The organism is Halomonas flagellata (assembly GCF_022487945.1).
In the GTDB taxonomy this organism is placed as follows: domain Bacteria; phylum Pseudomonadota; class Gammaproteobacteria; order Pseudomonadales; family Halomonadaceae; genus Halomonas; species Halomonas flagellata.
Map to the genome: position 1 here is coordinate 91,279 of NZ_JAKVPY010000009.1, position 12,845 is coordinate 104,123.

Sequence of the window (12,845 nt, forward strand, 5' to 3'; positions counted from 1 at the left end):
CACCCTAGACAGGCATACATAACGCCTTTGGTTTCAGAAACTTGCATTGTCTACCCCTTGGAAAACGACCCTAGACAGACCCTAGCAACCCTAGACAGCAGGGCCGCTAGTCCATCGGTGAGCCGCCATACGGCTTCTGCCAGCCGCGGCACTTGTCCCAGCTCAGCGGGTTCCAGCCCGCCTCGAACGCGGCATCGCGGAATTGCTTCACCAGCATGCCCAGCTTCTTGCCATCGGAGAGATCCACCCCGGGTGGAGGGTCGGGGAGGAAGAACATCGAGCGCACGCGCTTGTCCTCCATGTCGTACCAGCCCATCTGCTGCTGGCTCTTGGTCACCTGCGTGCCAACGAACAGCGAGAACTTCGTCTCGCTCATGGTGTGCTCGCGGTTCTTACTGCACCACTCGAGGAAGAGGTCGTGCACGTCCTGGGTGCGCGCCACGGTGAACGGCACGCCGAGGATGCCCCCGCGCCAGGCCACCACGAAGGTTTCCCAGGCGCTGCGGCTGAGCGCCACCAGCTGCTCGCGCGCCGCCGTCTTGGGGGGTCGCGTTCGCTCGTTGAAGTCGCCGGTGTCGTAGTTCAGCAGGTAGTGGAAGAACGCCGCGATCCCGTTGCCGGCGAGCTCCTTGCCCAGCGCCACCGTCGCCTCGGCCGGCAGGGTCTTCTCGGGCCAGATGACAAGCATGCGCCGGTCGTGCTCGCTGATCGGCCAGGGCATGATCTCGTTGGAGAGAAACGCGGCATTCATGAAGTTGGCCTGCTCCCAGCCGTTCATGAACTTGGCTTCCACCCGCATCGTCTTGCCGGTGATCATGTGCTTGATCTTGCCGACCTGGTTGTAGCGCTGGTCGCGCGAGACCACCTCCTCGAACACGCCATACAGCTTGCTTTCCTGCCACTGGTTCCAGTTCATCTCGAGCTGGGCCTGGCCCACCGTGGCGGCATAGGCGCCATAGATCGCCCCCATGATGTCCGAGAGCAGCAGCGACTTGCCCGAGCCTTCGATCGTCGAGTGAGCCAGCACCGCGGTATCCAGCTTCGCCCCGAGGTGCTGCAGCGGGTAGGCCAGCCAGCAGGTCAGCCAGTGCATGGCATCCTTGTCGCCGCCGCACAGCCAGTGGATCAGGTAGCGTATCGACTTGCAGGCGTCGAGATCGTCCACCGGTTCCAACGGCAGCCCCTCGAAGGTGTTGATGTACTCGCTCGGGTCCTTCGTCATGCGCGGATCGAACACCAGGCGGTCGTGCGGCACCTGCCGGCGCTCCGGCGAGTTCACCCACAGCGACCAGGCGTCGCCGAGGGCCAGTTGCACGGCCCTGGCCGGAAGGCGCTGCTTGAGCTGGCGATCCCAGATGTCCTGGGTGCCGTCCAGGTACACGTAGCGCTCGGTGGGCGCCATGCCGATCTTGCCGCGCTCGCCCTTCAGCTTGCTGGCCAGCTTCACGTCGGCCACCTGCTGGCGGGCCTGGTCGGCATCGATCACCTTCTTCTCGGGGCTCTCCAGCCACGCCTTCGCCGCCGCCTTGGTCACCAGCGCCTCGAACGCGCCCCAGTTCACTATCTTGCGCCGCAGGGTATCGAACACCTTCTTCTCACCCTCGAGCAGCGCAAAGCGCCGGCGCACCTTCTCGTCGGACCATTCCTGGCCCTCCCCCGCGCCCCCCGGGGCTGCAGCAGCGCCAGGGTCGGGCGGCTGCCAACCAGAGGGGGCACGGGGGAGAGGTTCATCGTTCGCCGCGCGCACCGACACCGCCGAGGCAATCTGCTCGCGCACGGCGGCCAGGCCATGGGCCACGTGCAGATCATTCCAGTCCGCCATCAGGCCACCTCGCCCAGCTCGGGGAACACCGCCACGCAGCCATGCTCTCGGGCCAGGGCTTCCGCCTTCTGACGGCCAGGATTGCCCGTGGTGTCGGGGTCATCGTCGCCGCACAGCACCAGGTGGGCTGCGGGAAACGCCTCGCGCAGCGCCGGCAACACGCGGGCCATGTTGCCCACGTCCAGCGCCACCACCACCGGCCAGCCCATCGCCTCGTGCACGCTGGCCCCGGTGGCATAGCCCTCGGTGATAGCGATGTACTCCGGGGACTGCTGCCAGCCGATCCAGTGCCAGTTGCCCGCCTTGCGCCCGAACCGGGGAAACAGCTTGGTGCCCTTGGCATTGATCGTCTGCAGGGCCCACAGCGTGCCGCTGGCATCGCGCAGCGGCACCACCACGTCGCCCTGTCGGATCTGGAACATGTGCAGATGGTCCGGCCTCGGCTTGGGCAGGTCGCGAAACCAGTCACGCACCTCCAACCCGGCCCACACATCCGCCCGCTCGCGCTGGCTGTCGATGCTGATCAGCACCGCCCGCCGCGGGAAAAGCACGCCATGCCCGGCCACGCCCTTGCGCTCCAGGTACGGCGATCGCCCCTGCGGGGCCAGGTGCTGCTCGAGCACCCGCTGGCAGGCACTGGCCACGGCAAGCTGCATGCGCTCCAGCTTGGCCTGGTCGGCTTCCACCTGCTCGGCCGCTTTCCGGCGCCGCTCCTCGGCCTCGGCCTTCATCCGGCGGCGATCCTCGGCGCTCATCTCGCGGCGTTCACGCCGCCAGCCGCCGTCGGTGGCCAGTTTGATGATGGTGCCCAAACGCACGTGCCCAGGAGTCAGGCTGCGCCACACGCTCTTGGCATCGGCGGCCTTGTAGTTCTGCCCGCCCTGGCTCCACTCGTCCCAGATCGCGAAGCCTTCGTCGCCGTACTCGGTCTTGCAGGCGTTGCCGATGCTGACCCAGGTCTCGCGGTCGTCGGCGGGGATGTGCTGTAGGGCCAGGCGCAGCTCGTCCAGGGTCAGGAGGTCGCGTTCCGTCATCACCGCCGCCCCTCCCTGATCGTCTGGCAGGCCACGCAGGTGGTCACGCCCGGCAGGCGCTCGCGGCGAGCGGCGGGGATCTCCTCGCCGCAGTCCTCGCATTCGGCGCGGCACAGCATGGAGGCGGGAACCTGCATGGCCCGGCGGGCGGCCAGGGCCTGCTCGGTGCGCCACTCGATGTAGTCCTGCGCGATGTCGGCCTTATCCATGGCTCACCTCCCCCGCCTCGGTGGCCGCCTGCTCGAGCAGCAGCACCGCCTCCAGCAGGCGCCGCGAGCGCAGGCGCAGCTCGGCCCTCTCGCGGTCATCCACCACCCCATCCCTGAGGCTCGTGCGGATGCTGGTGATCATCTCGCCCAGGTGGTCGTGCAGCGTCGCGAGCGTCTCCAGCACGTCGTGCTGGTCATCGCCTCTCGGTGCCCGGCGGCGCTCCACCGGCATGACCCACAGGCAACCGCCGGCGATCTCGCCGAGGCTGTCGAGGATCCGAGTGTCGCGGGTGGTGGCCAGCACCGCCTCGAGGTCATCGATGTTGGCCCGGTGGCGCTCTTCGGTGGGGCTCAGCTTGTGCTGCAGGGTGGTGGGGTTGAATCCATAGACGGCGGCAATCGCCTTCACGCCGCCGGGATAGGCCCTGGCGGCGTGGTACAACGCCAGGTGCAGCGGCAGGACCTCGCGTTGCGCGCGGTCCACGGAAGACATCCAGCGTTTCGACATGGTGGCGTTACTCCCTTCACGTTGCCATGCAGCCGGCCAGAAGATGCCTTATCCTAAAGCCGTGCAGCATGTGGTGTGCGCACAGCAGAGAGGGCCTGTGGTGGGCATTCAACCTCTCTGCAACCTGCCGGGGGAAGGACCTGTGGTGGGAAGGTCCCCCGGCAATCCCCCCAGGCCGCCGTCAGGCGGCCTGGTTTTTTCCTATCGGCCTTACCTCGTAAAACCGGAAGCCCGTCTCGCTATCAGGGTCGGGCCTGACACGGATATCCCTTTGAGATTTAAGCATTTGCGACACGGCGCCCTGCGTCACACCCATCATGAGCGCGACCTCGGCTTGCGACCGCTGCGCAACAAATTCTTTCAAGGTCATTTCTTTACCCATGGCGTGTCACCTCACAGGACGCATGACCCAAACAGTAGCCTAGCTAATTTTCAGGCGCAACCAGATATTAGTCAGACGCATTGCATGACGCCGTCATGAATATAAGCTTGGCTCATGGACGAGACCCACAACGAACCAAGCCCAGAAGCGGTTCAGGCCGAGGCTGACAAGCTCAAGGCCATATACCAGGACCGCAAGCGTGAGGCTCAAGCGATCGGGCAGAAGCTCAATCAGGATACTGTCGCCGAGCGCTGCGGGTGGGCTGGTCAGAGCGCTGTCAGCCAGTACATGACAGGCAGGATGCCCCTCAATCTCGAAGCACTCCTCAAGCTATCCAAAGCACTCCGATTCATGCCTTCCGAGGTGAGTCCTAGACTTGCCAAGGAAATCCCCACGATCTACCTCGCTGGCAGCGACCCAGGCGACTCGAAGCATCACATTCGTGAATCTGACGCCACCCCAATGGCTGGCACCCGCGCCCGGCTACCGGTAATTGGCCAGGCCTCTGCCGGCCATCTCGAAGAAATCATTGAAAGACAAGAAATCGAGGAATGGGTGTCAGCACCAGGCCCGACAGGCCCTAAGGCCTTTGCACTGCGCATCGAGGGCATCTCGATGGAACCCCGGTTCCTGGACGGTGAAAAGGTGATCATCGACCCCGACCTGGATTGGTGCCTGGGCGATTACGTGTTTGCCCGCCGCGTCTCCGACAACACCGGCACCTTCAAGCAGATCAGGCGAGAAGGCGATGACCTGTACCTGTGCGCTGTGAATGAACACTTCAGCCCCCGCTACACCAGGATCGACCACGACTGGGTCGTCGTCGGGAAAGCCCGGTGGAAGCTGACCGACCTCTAAAAATTAGCCCGCCGACTCCTAAAAATTAGCTTTACTGTTGACTTGAAAAAACAGCCCTACTAATCTCATCGGTATTCCGCCCACCACGGAGTACCGAAGATGAGTCACACCACATGCATCACCCCGGCCGCGGTCTATCTGCACCCGGCCGCCGCTTCCGACGCGCGGACCATCCGGGCCATCGAGCGCACCACCCAGCGCCTCGCCTGCCCCGACGTCTCCGCCGGCAACCGCCGCATCCGCCTCGTCGAACTCACTGAGCTCGCCACCGTCCTGCGCCTGCCCGGCGCGGGAGGTGCGGCATGAGCAACATCACCCGCCTGCCCACCGCCGCCGGCGGTCAGGGCTTCACCAGCGACCACCGCGCCCTGATCGCCCGCATCCAGGATCTCTGCATCACCGTCAGCCTGCAGCGCGATGATCTCTACGCCACCTGCCATTATGCCGGTCACGTCCACACCCTCGACGTACGCGTCGTGCCCACCGACGGCAGCCATGACGCCGTCTGGACGGGCCATGTACGCCTCCCGCCCAAGCCCCACGTGCACGCCGACGTCGTACTGGCCGACCTGACCGACATCATCGACCACTTGGAGAGCCTGCTGCCTGCCCCCGGGGGTGCCGCATGATCGTCGCCCTGACCAACCCCTTCCACACCCTGGCCGCCTGGCTTGTCGGCCTGCTGCCGGCCGGCTCGGGCAGCCTCGCCACCGGCAGCGCCGCCCTGCTCGGCATCTTCCTGGTGCTGATGGCGATCGTGCTGCCGATCTGCCTGGCCGGCGCCGCCATCGAACGCTACTTCGGGAGGCTCTGATGACCCTCAAGCTACTGATCGGCCTGACCGGTGCCGCGCGCTGCGGCAAGAGCACCGCGCAGCGCATCATCGCCGACCGCTACGGCCTGGCCCGCATCAACTTCGCCGACCCGATCAAGGACGCCCTGGGCGCCATGCTCGACCTGGACGACCGCCACCTGAATGGCGAGCTCAAGGAACAGCCGCTGCCGTGGCTGGGCAAGAGCCCTCGCGAACTGATGCAGACCCTCGGCACCGAGTGGGGCCGCGACCTGGTGGCTCCCGACCTATGGACTCGCGTGGCCCGCCAGCGGCTCGCCCAGCTGGAGGACGCCGAGGGCGACGCCTTCCAGGGCGCGGTGTTCAGCGACGTGCGTACCCCCCAGGAGGCCGAGTGGATCCGCACCCACGGCGGCACGGTGATCCACCTCTACCGCCCCGGCACCGCCCCGGTGCGCCCTCACGCCACTGAGCTGGGCGTGGCCCTGCACCGCCTCGATCGGGTGATCACCAACGGCGGCGACCTCGACGAGCTCAACGCCCGCCTGACCCTGGCCATGGACGAGTTGATCGACCAGGCCACCACCAGGGAGGGCCGCTCATGAAGCGCTATTCCCTCAAGGAAGCCGCCGCCCTGCTCGGTACCGGGCGCACCACGCTGTGCCAGCAGCTGCGCGAGATCGGCATGCTCGATAGCCGCAACCTGGGCACGCGCCCCCACACCAGCACCGGGCGGATGGTGGTCGAGCTGCGTGAGTACGAGCATTGCGGCCTCGGCGCCGCCCGCCCCTACGGCAAGACCTTCGTCACCGAGCGCGGCCTGCTCTACATCGCCACCCGCCTCGGCGTGCGCATCCACCGGGAGGCCGCCAACGATGCCGTGCTCTGACCGCCTCACCGGCGTGCGCTTCGAGGAGATCCCCGGCGCCCTGGAGCCGGCCGCCGACGGCGACACCACCGTCGCGCTGCTCTACCGGGAGTTCGGCGACGTGCTGATCCCGCTGGAGGCCGTCCGTTTGCGCTACTTCCGCAACCGCAACAGCGAGACCTTCCGCCGCGCCCTGCGCGAGGGCGACATCCCGCTGCCGGTGGTCACGCTCGACGACTCGAACAAGAGCCCCCGGTACATCTGCCTGTACCAGCTCGCCGCCTATATCGAGCACCGCAGCCGGGCGGCGGCCGACGAGCGCGAAACGGCGCATCCCTACTCGCATCAGGCCCGGCTCAATCGCGCCCTGACCGACGCCGTGCCCGTTACCGACTTCCGCCCGGCCACCGCCGCGGAATGACCGGCCCACCCGGGCCACCACTACGAAAAGGAGACGGATCATGTCAGACCAACCCACCAGCACCGACATCAACGCCCTGCTCGACGACCTGGATGCCGGCGTGTTCCGCGAGAAACTCGCCCGCGCCCTCAGCGATGCGGCCGCCGGCGTCGTGGCCACCGGCAAGGCCGGTGACGTCACCGTGAAATTCAGCCTCAAGCAGATCGCCGACAGCTCGCAGGTCGATTGCGCCCACCGGCTCAGCTACACGGTGCCCACCGCCAAGGGCAAGCGCAGCGAAGAGAACACCACCAAGACCCCGCTCTACGTGGGCCGCGGCGGCAAGCTCACGCTGTTCCCCGAGAACCAGCACAAGTTCGAATTCGACGCCCAGGCGCAGGACTCCACCCAGCGCGCCTGATCGGCGCGCATCACCCACCCACGCACACCACATAGGACCACGACACCATGGATTCCCAAGCCATCGAGAAAATCGAGAGCCTCGTTCACGCCGCCGCCATCGGCAACCCCGGTACCGACGTACCCACCATGCTGGTGCCGGCCGGCTACAGTCTCGAATCGTTGGAGCGCTACCAGCAGGCGCCGAGCCGCTTCCGCGGTACCTACGCGACCCGCTCGATCGAGGACTTCGCCGCCTACATCCACGCTCAGACCGCGCCCCAGGTGTTCGTCGACATCGACGACATGGACGCCCTGGCCTTCTTCGACCTGGGCGATCCCGCCGCCCCTGGCCACGCCGAGCACCGGGCCCGCCTCGCCCTGCAGAAGACCGCCCCCTACCAGGCAGCGCTGCAGGCCCACGAACGCGCCTTCGGCCAGAAGGAACTGGCCCACTGGATCGAGGACTGGCACAGCCACATCGAGGGCGAGAGCAGCCAGGGCCATGAACTGTCGCCCAAGCAGCTCGCCAACCTGGTGCGCAAGATCGAGATCAAGGCCACCGCCGAGCGCACCCACGAGGAGGGCGACTGGAACGCCAAGCGCACCGGCCTCGACGCCCTGGATGCCAGCACCGGCACCGACACCCCCGCGGTGATCCGCTTCACCTGCCTGCCCTACGAGGGCCTGCAGCTGCGCACCTTCGACCTCCGCGTCTCGATCCTCACCGACGACGAGAAGCCGCGCATCAAGCTGCGCATCATGGGCCTCGAGGGCATCCAGGAAGAGATCGGCGCCGAGTTCAAGCAGGTGCTCCACGCCCACCTCGGCGACCACGCCACCCTGCTGCTCGGCAACTTCAAGCGCTAACCAGAGGAGCCTCCCATGGAACTGATCGGCCTGCTCGGAACTGGACTGGAACTCGGCTTCGTCTTCGCCGCCGGCCTGGCCACGGGCTGGCTGGTCTGGCACTGAAAGGAGCCCGCTATGCACACCACCGACACCAGCAAACCGCTCCGCCTGCTCGCCAACCTGGCCCAGGCCGAGCAGACCTATCGCACGGCCCATGACACCCACGGCACCGGCAGCCTCGCCGCCGGGCAGGCATGGGACAGGATGCGGAGCGCCGGATACCAGGCCCGCCAGTACCTGCGTGAGGTCAACCGCATGGAGACGCCATCATGAGCTCAGCCCTCACGCTCCGCACCCTCACGCTAGACCCGGCCACCGGGGACACCGTCACCCTCGAGCAGCTCGCCGAGCGGCATGACCTCAAGCCCGACTGCGTGCTCACCCGGTACCGCAACGGCAAGCGCGGCGCGCTGCTGGTCGAGAGTGTCGCCGAGACCCGGCGCCGCGCGGGCCGCGAGGCCGCCACCACCCGTCAGCGCGAAGGCCGCAAGGCCGTGAAGGTACCCGCCCCCAGCCGCCGCGAACTCGCCGACGCTGTCCTCGCCACCCGCGAAGGCCGGCTCGCCTCGCGGCGACTGGGCGACTACGCCGCCTGAGCCACACCCTGCCCACCACAGGAGTCACACCACATGCACCCGCACCAACTGCTCGACCACCCGCTGTTCGATGAGCGCCCCATCCGGCACGTGCTCGAGCCCTTCGGCTTCGAGATCAACATCCATGCCATCGAGTCCCCCATCGACCCGGCGGTCGACGACGAGGACGTCATGGATGCCTACGCCGCGGACCCCCGGACCTACATCGACTCGCTCGAATTCCCGCACCCCGCCGGCTTCACCGAGGTCTATCGCGACGAGGACGAGGACGGCGACATCATCAGCGTCGCCGTGCGCGCCAAGACGGTGTTTGCCCAGCTGCTGCTCTGCGCCGATTCATCGTTTGCCGGCCCCAACAACACCAGCAGCGCCTCATACATCGCCGTCTACCGCGAGCGGATGCGGCAGCTCTCCACCGAGGGATTCAGCCGGGAGCGCGATGACGAGTACCAGCACGGCGAGCTGGCTTACGCCGCCGCCAGCTATGCCCATCACGCCGCCTCACGCGTCGTCGACAACGCCCCCGCCATCTGGCCGTGGGACAAGAAGTGGTGGAAGCCGACCGATCCCCGCCGCGATTTGGTCAAGGCCGGCGCCCTGATCCTCGCCGAGATCGAGCGCCTCGACCGTGCCGCCGAGCGGCAGGGAGGTGAGTGATGGTTGATGTGGAGAAGCTACGCGCCCAGGCGCAGTTCGACTTGTGCCACAAGGGGCCCACTCAGGTTCCGACCGAGGCTCTGATCGAACTTCTCGACCGGCTAGAGGAAGGCGAAGCGAAGCGCGACGCCCAGGCGGCGCATGTGGCGCGGCTGGACTCCGCCGGTCACGCGCTCTACCACGAACTGTTGCAGTGGTCGCTGACGGAGGGCGATCCGGAGAGCGTGGCGGCGATGAAGCTGTGGGACTTAGCACGCAGTCAGGCGCCTACTGCCTCTCTCGACCGCCTCATGGCCCTGGTGCCTCGGGAGATCACCGCCGAGACCGGCCACAAGGCCGGCATGCTGGGCGATTTCCACGAGACCATCGAGCTGACCTGCCCGGAGTGCCTGGAGTGCGACGAGGAGGACGGCTGCGAGATCTGCGGTGGCGGAGGCACCTACCTACAGCGAGTGCCCGTCGAGTGGGACACCATCAAGGCGATCCATCGCCGCATAGTCGAGCTCAGCGAGCAAGGGGGCCAGGGATGAATAACGCCCAAGTCCATGGCTGTCCCCTCGAGGGTTGGGTCTGCTTCCACTGCGGCGAGCTATTCACCACGGTGGGCGCCGCCGCCGACCACTTCGGCACCACCCCCGACCGCCAGCCCGCGTGCCTGATCAAGCTCGGCGACGAGCGCGGGCTGGTCATGGCCCTACGTAAGGCCGAGGACGAGCGCGATGCCCTGGCGTCGGTATTGGCCAAGGCCCAGGCGATGGCCGATTCCCAGCTGGTGGACCACTCGGATCATGTGGACGAGGACGGTGGCCCTTGTCTGGCGGCGCGCACAGGGAGCAAGACCTGGCACGCGCAATGGGCGCGGGACCTGCACGTCATTCTGGCCGAAGCCTCCACCATCTCTCTCACCCGCCACGACGCCGAGATCCAGGCCAAGGCCCTGAGCCTGGCCAGCACCCTCTTCATGACCATGGACCGCCACAGCGCCCGCCAGGAGATCACCCGGCGGATCGCCAAGCTGCAGCAGACCCGCGGGGAGGGCCAGCCGTCATGAGCCAAGTCATCGATATCAGCATCGACCTGGAGACCCTGGCCATGGGCCCCGACGCCGTGATCCTCGCCATCGGCATCGCCGACAGCAACGGCGTGGCGTTCTCCATCACCCCCAGTGTCGCCGAGCAAGTGGCCGAGGGCCGCGTCATCGACGACAACACTCTGCACTGGTGGTTACGCCAGGATGATGCCGCCCGCGACGCCCTGATCGGCAAGCTGATCAGCGTGGCTAAGGCCCGCGAGATCCTACACGACTTCTTCCGCGAGGCCGCCGACGAGTACGGCGACTATCTCGTCTGGGGCAATTCCCCCGGCTTCGATTGCGAGATCCTCGGCGACTTTATAGGCGGTAAGCCCTGGCGCTTTTACCAGGAGCGCGACGTCCGCACCGCCCGCGAGATCCTCGACGAACGCACCCAGCCCCGGGTCGCCCATAGCGCCCTGTCCGATGCCGAGGCCCAGCTGGAGGACGTGCGGCGCTACCGTGAACTGGTGGCGCCTGTCGCCGGCGATGCGACTATCGACAACTCCTCCCTGCTTGGCCTGGTTGATCGCATCCATACCGCCGCCGGCGACCCTCTCGGCAAGATGATGCCGGGCGAACTCGTCGAACACATCCGCGAACAGAGAAAGGTCCTGTTTCAGATTCGCGAGGAGATGCGCCGCACCGGCGGCGGCATCTCCACCGACACCCTGGGCAGCCTGCAAGCCGTGATCATCGCGGCGGGAGGTGGCGAGTGACCACCATGCCCCCCGCGCTGGCATGGCGCACCCAGTTTGCCCTCGACTACCAGGGCGAGATCAACGTCGACCTGTTCGCCGGCGGTGGCGGGGCCAGCACCGGGCTGGAGATGGGCCTGCAACGGCCGGTGCACGTGGCCATCAACCACGACCCCGACGCCATCAGCATGCACCAGGCCAACCACCCGGGCGCGGTGCACTACCTCAGCGACGTCTACGAGGTCGATCCCATCGAGGCCGCCGCGGGCCGCCCGATCGGCTGGCTCCACGCCAGCCCCGATTGCACGCACCACAGCCAGGCCAGGGGTGGCCAGCCGCGCAAGCGCGTGATCCGCTCGCTCAGCTGGGTCGTCCACAAGTGGGCCGGTCTGGTGCGCCCCCGGGTGATCTCGCTGGAGAACGTCGAGCAGATCCTCCAATGGTCGCCGCTGATCGCCAAGCGCTGCCCGAAGACCGGGCGCGTCATCACGGTCGACACCGTCGTGTGCCCAGAGACCGGCCGGAAGACCCATCGCGTGGCCGACCCCGGCGAAAGGGTGCCGGTGCAGGAACAGTTCCTGGTTCCCGACCGGCGGCGACGCGGCCACAACTGGCGCCACTTCGTCGAGGGCCTGCGCCGCCTCGGCTACCGTGTCGAGTGGCGCACCCTGCGGGCCTGCGACTTCGGCGCCCCCACCACCCGTGAGCGCCTGTTCCTCGTCGCCCGCTGCGACGGACAGCCCATCGCCTGGCCCAAGCCGACCCATCACAAGCACCCGAAGCGCGGGCAGAAGCGCTGGCGGTCTGCTGCCGAGTGCATCGACTGGTCGATCCCGGGGCGCTCGATCTTCGACCGCCCCCGGCCACTCGCCGAGAACACCCTGCGACGCATCGCCAAGGGCATTCAGAAGTTCGTGATCGACGCCGCCGAGCCATTCATCGTGCCCATCGCCAACTATGGCCGTGGCGAGGTGGTCCACTCGACCGACGAGCCGCTTCGCTCCATCACCGCCTGGCCACGAGGCGGGGCCTTCGCCCTGTGCACTGCCTACATGGCCCAGATGAACGGCGGCTTCAACGAGAGCCCCGGGCGCGACCTTCGCGAGCCACTCAGCACCATCGCCGCGCGGGGTAGCCAGCAGCAGCTGGTCGAATGTCGCCTATCACCGGATGACCAGGTCGGCGCCCTGCGCGTCGCCGCCTTCCTGATCAGCTACTACGGCAAGGGCGGCCCGCGTGACCTGCGCGAGCCCATGGACACACTGACCACCCGCGACCGCCTGGCGCTGGTCACCGTCACGATCCAGGGCACCCACTACGTGATCGTCGACATCGCCCTGCGCATGCTCAAGCCCCGCGAGCTCTACCGCGCCCAGGGGTTTCCGGACTCGTACATCATCGATCGAGGCCACGACGGCCGGCGCTTCACCGCCACGGCCCAGACCCGCATGTGCGGCAACAGTGTCAGCCCCCTACCCATGGCCGCCACCGCCGCCGCCAACGACCACCAGGTGATCGCAGCGCACTGCGCCGGAGGTGCCGCGTGAACGACTTCCGCTACTGCCCCACCTGCTGGGCTGCCAACCCGTGGGTCTGGGTGGTGGAGTTCAGACGCATCGAGGAGTGCTGACCATGCC

The 12,845-nt window shown here is 67.2% G+C and carries 21 protein-coding genes; 16 read left to right on the forward strand and 5 right to left on the reverse strand.

The window, feature by feature from the left end; translation table 11 throughout:
• Nucleotides 1-106 precede the first annotated feature (106 nt).
• From MKP05_RS09505 to MKP05_RS09525, 5 genes are all read right to left on the reverse strand, one after another.
• The gene (locus tag MKP05_RS09505) at nt 107-1,822 is read right to left on the reverse strand and encodes a primase-helicase family protein (protein ID WP_240568074.1); all 1,716 of its coding nucleotides are present in this window, start codon (nt 1,820-1,822) and stop codon (nt 107-109) included.
• The gene (locus tag MKP05_RS09510; protein ID WP_240568075.1) at nt 1,822-2,856 is read right to left on the reverse strand and encodes a PriCT-2 domain-containing protein; all 1,035 of its coding nucleotides are present in this window, start codon (nt 2,854-2,856) and stop codon (nt 1,822-1,824) included. The genes MKP05_RS09505 and MKP05_RS09510 overlap by 1 nt, the downstream gene beginning before the upstream one ends.
• Complete coding sequence (locus tag MKP05_RS09515) at nt 2,856-3,065, reverse strand: TraR/DksA family transcriptional regulator (protein ID WP_240568076.1); 210 nt, start codon at nt 3,063-3,065, stop codon at nt 2,856-2,858. Before MKP05_RS09515 ends, MKP05_RS09510 begins: the two co-directional genes overlap by 1 nt.
• On the reverse strand, nt 3,058-3,573 hold the full coding sequence (locus MKP05_RS09520; protein WP_240568077.1) for a phage regulatory CII family protein: 516 nt from the start codon (nt 3,571-3,573) through the stop codon (nt 3,058-3,060). Before MKP05_RS09520 ends, MKP05_RS09515 begins: the two co-directional genes overlap by 8 nt.
• 181 nt (nt 3,574-3,754) lie before the next feature.
• Nucleotides 3,755-3,955, reverse strand: a complete 201-nt coding sequence (locus MKP05_RS09525) for a Cro/CI family transcriptional regulator (protein WP_240568078.1) — start codon at nt 3,953-3,955, stop codon at nt 3,755-3,757.
• A gap of 114 nt (nt 3,956-4,069) precedes the next feature.
• Between MKP05_RS09525 and MKP05_RS09530 the strand changes: the two genes are divergently transcribed.
• The 16 genes from MKP05_RS09530 (at nt 4,070) to MKP05_RS09605 (ending at nt 12,755) form a co-directional block, all read left to right on the forward strand.
• Complete coding sequence (locus MKP05_RS09530; RefSeq protein ID WP_240568079.1) at nt 4,070-4,813, forward strand: XRE family transcriptional regulator; 744 nt, start codon at nt 4,070-4,072, stop codon at nt 4,811-4,813.
• 99 nt (nt 4,814-4,912) lie between these two features.
• The gene (locus MKP05_RS09535) at nt 4,913-5,119 is read left to right on the forward strand and encodes a hypothetical protein (protein WP_240568080.1); all 207 of its coding nucleotides are present in this window, start codon (nt 4,913-4,915) and stop codon (nt 5,117-5,119) included.
• Nucleotides 5,116-5,442: a hypothetical protein gene (locus MKP05_RS09540; RefSeq protein ID WP_240568081.1), complete on the forward strand. Its 327-nt coding sequence runs from the start codon at nt 5,116-5,118 to the stop codon at nt 5,440-5,442. The genes MKP05_RS09535 and MKP05_RS09540 overlap by 4 nt, the downstream gene beginning before the upstream one ends.
• Nucleotides 5,439-5,627, forward strand: coding sequence for a hypothetical protein (locus MKP05_RS09545; RefSeq protein ID WP_240568082.1), 189 nt, complete (start codon nt 5,439-5,441; stop codon nt 5,625-5,627). Before MKP05_RS09540 ends, MKP05_RS09545 begins: the two co-directional genes overlap by 4 nt.
• Complete coding sequence (locus tag MKP05_RS09550; protein ID WP_240568083.1) at nt 5,627-6,211, forward strand: deoxynucleotide monophosphate kinase family protein; 585 nt, start codon at nt 5,627-5,629, stop codon at nt 6,209-6,211. Before MKP05_RS09545 ends, MKP05_RS09550 begins: the two co-directional genes overlap by 1 nt.
• Nucleotides 6,208-6,495, forward strand: coding sequence for a phage antirepressor KilAC domain-containing protein (locus MKP05_RS09555; protein ID WP_240568084.1), 288 nt, complete (start codon nt 6,208-6,210; stop codon nt 6,493-6,495). The genes MKP05_RS09550 and MKP05_RS09555 overlap by 4 nt, the downstream gene beginning before the upstream one ends.
• Nucleotides 6,482-6,895, forward strand: coding sequence for a pyocin activator PrtN family protein (locus tag MKP05_RS09560; protein WP_276316578.1), 414 nt, complete (start codon nt 6,482-6,484; stop codon nt 6,893-6,895). The genes MKP05_RS09555 and MKP05_RS09560 overlap by 14 nt, the downstream gene beginning before the upstream one ends.
• A gap of 40 nt (nt 6,896-6,935) precedes the next feature.
• Nucleotides 6,936-7,295, forward strand: coding sequence for a YfdP family phage-associated protein (locus tag MKP05_RS09565; RefSeq protein WP_240568085.1), 360 nt, complete (start codon nt 6,936-6,938; stop codon nt 7,293-7,295).
• 47 nt (nt 7,296-7,342) lie between these two features.
• Entirely contained in the window at nt 7,343-8,143 is an 801-nt protein-coding gene (locus tag MKP05_RS09570; protein ID WP_240568086.1) for a DUF2303 family protein, read from the forward strand.
• 117 nt (nt 8,144-8,260) lie between these two features.
• Nucleotides 8,261-8,458, forward strand: coding sequence for a hypothetical protein (locus MKP05_RS09575; protein ID WP_240568087.1), 198 nt, complete (start codon nt 8,261-8,263; stop codon nt 8,456-8,458).
• The gene (locus MKP05_RS09580) at nt 8,455-8,781 is read left to right on the forward strand and encodes a hypothetical protein (protein WP_240568088.1); all 327 of its coding nucleotides are present in this window, start codon (nt 8,455-8,457) and stop codon (nt 8,779-8,781) included. Before MKP05_RS09575 ends, MKP05_RS09580 begins: the two co-directional genes overlap by 4 nt.
• Nucleotides 8,782-8,814: 33 nt before the next feature.
• The gene (locus tag MKP05_RS09585; RefSeq protein ID WP_240568089.1) at nt 8,815-9,438 is read left to right on the forward strand and encodes a hypothetical protein; all 624 of its coding nucleotides are present in this window, start codon (nt 8,815-8,817) and stop codon (nt 9,436-9,438) included.
• Entirely contained in the window at nt 9,438-9,968 is a 531-nt protein-coding gene (locus MKP05_RS09590; RefSeq protein WP_240568090.1) for a hypothetical protein, read from the forward strand. Before MKP05_RS09585 ends, MKP05_RS09590 begins: the two co-directional genes overlap by 1 nt.
• Entirely contained in the window at nt 9,965-10,489 is a 525-nt protein-coding gene (locus tag MKP05_RS09595; RefSeq protein ID WP_240568091.1) for a hypothetical protein, read from the forward strand. The genes MKP05_RS09590 and MKP05_RS09595 overlap by 4 nt, the downstream gene beginning before the upstream one ends.
• Nucleotides 10,486-11,229, forward strand: coding sequence for a 3'-5' exonuclease (locus tag MKP05_RS09600; RefSeq protein ID WP_240568092.1), 744 nt, complete (start codon nt 10,486-10,488; stop codon nt 11,227-11,229). The genes MKP05_RS09595 and MKP05_RS09600 overlap by 4 nt, the downstream gene beginning before the upstream one ends.
• A gap of 5 nt (nt 11,230-11,234) precedes the next feature.
• Nucleotides 11,235-12,755, forward strand: a complete 1,521-nt coding sequence (locus MKP05_RS09605; RefSeq protein ID WP_240568153.1) for a DNA cytosine methyltransferase — start codon at nt 11,235-11,237, stop codon at nt 12,753-12,755.
• Nucleotides 12,756-12,845 lie beyond the last annotated feature (90 nt).

Excerpts from the sequence above, each read along its gene's own strand:
- MKP05_RS09535 (WP_240568080.1), top strand. The coding sequence starts at position 4,913 with ATGAGTCACACCACATGCATCACCCCGGCCGCGGTCTATCTGCACCCG.
- MKP05_RS09580 (WP_240568088.1), top strand. The coding sequence starts at position 8,455 with ATGAGCTCAGCCCTCACGCTCCGCACCCTCACGCTAGACCCGGCCACC.
- MKP05_RS09565 (WP_240568085.1), top strand. The coding sequence starts at position 6,936 with ATGTCAGACCAACCCACCAGCACCGACATCAACGCCCTGCTCGACGAC.
- MKP05_RS09595 (WP_240568091.1), top strand. The coding sequence starts at position 9,965 with ATGAATAACGCCCAAGTCCATGGCTGTCCCCTCGAGGGTTGGGTCTGC.
- MKP05_RS09550 (WP_240568083.1), top strand. The coding sequence starts at position 5,627 with ATGACCCTCAAGCTACTGATCGGCCTGACCGGTGCCGCGCGCTGCGGC.
- MKP05_RS09520 (WP_240568077.1), bottom strand. The coding sequence starts at position 3,573 with ATGTCGAAACGCTGGATGTCTTCCGTGGACCGCGCGCAACGCGAGGTC.
- MKP05_RS09570 (WP_240568086.1), top strand. The coding sequence starts at position 7,343 with ATGGATTCCCAAGCCATCGAGAAAATCGAGAGCCTCGTTCACGCCGCC.
- MKP05_RS09600 (WP_240568092.1), top strand. The coding sequence starts at position 10,486 with ATGAGCCAAGTCATCGATATCAGCATCGACCTGGAGACCCTGGCCATG.
- MKP05_RS09605 (WP_240568153.1), top strand. The coding sequence starts at position 11,235 with ATGCCCCCCGCGCTGGCATGGCGCACCCAGTTTGCCCTCGACTACCAG.
- MKP05_RS09545 (WP_240568082.1), top strand. The coding sequence starts at position 5,439 with ATGATCGTCGCCCTGACCAACCCCTTCCACACCCTGGCCGCCTGGCTT.
- MKP05_RS09575 (WP_240568087.1), top strand. The coding sequence starts at position 8,261 with ATGCACACCACCGACACCAGCAAACCGCTCCGCCTGCTCGCCAACCTG.
- MKP05_RS09585 (WP_240568089.1), top strand. The coding sequence starts at position 8,815 with ATGCACCCGCACCAACTGCTCGACCACCCGCTGTTCGATGAGCGCCCC.
- MKP05_RS09530 (WP_240568079.1), top strand. The coding sequence starts at position 4,070 with ATGGACGAGACCCACAACGAACCAAGCCCAGAAGCGGTTCAGGCCGAG.
- MKP05_RS09515 (WP_240568076.1), bottom strand. The coding sequence starts at position 3,065 with ATGGATAAGGCCGACATCGCGCAGGACTACATCGAGTGGCGCACCGAG.
- MKP05_RS09540 (WP_240568081.1), top strand. The coding sequence starts at position 5,116 with ATGAGCAACATCACCCGCCTGCCCACCGCCGCCGGCGGTCAGGGCTTC.
- MKP05_RS09510 (WP_240568075.1), bottom strand. The coding sequence starts at position 2,856 with ATGACGGAACGCGACCTCCTGACCCTGGACGAGCTGCGCCTGGCCCTA.
- MKP05_RS09590 (WP_240568090.1), top strand. The coding sequence starts at position 9,438 with ATGGTTGATGTGGAGAAGCTACGCGCCCAGGCGCAGTTCGACTTGTGC.
- MKP05_RS09555 (WP_240568084.1), top strand. The coding sequence starts at position 6,208 with ATGAAGCGCTATTCCCTCAAGGAAGCCGCCGCCCTGCTCGGTACCGGG.
- MKP05_RS09525 (WP_240568078.1), bottom strand. The coding sequence starts at position 3,955 with ATGGGTAAAGAAATGACCTTGAAAGAATTTGTTGCGCAGCGGTCGCAA.
- MKP05_RS09505 (WP_240568074.1), bottom strand. The coding sequence starts at position 1,822 with ATGGCGGACTGGAATGATCTGCACGTGGCCCATGGCCTGGCCGCCGTG.
- MKP05_RS09560 (WP_276316578.1), top strand. The coding sequence starts at position 6,482 with ATGCCGTGCTCTGACCGCCTCACCGGCGTGCGCTTCGAGGAGATCCCC.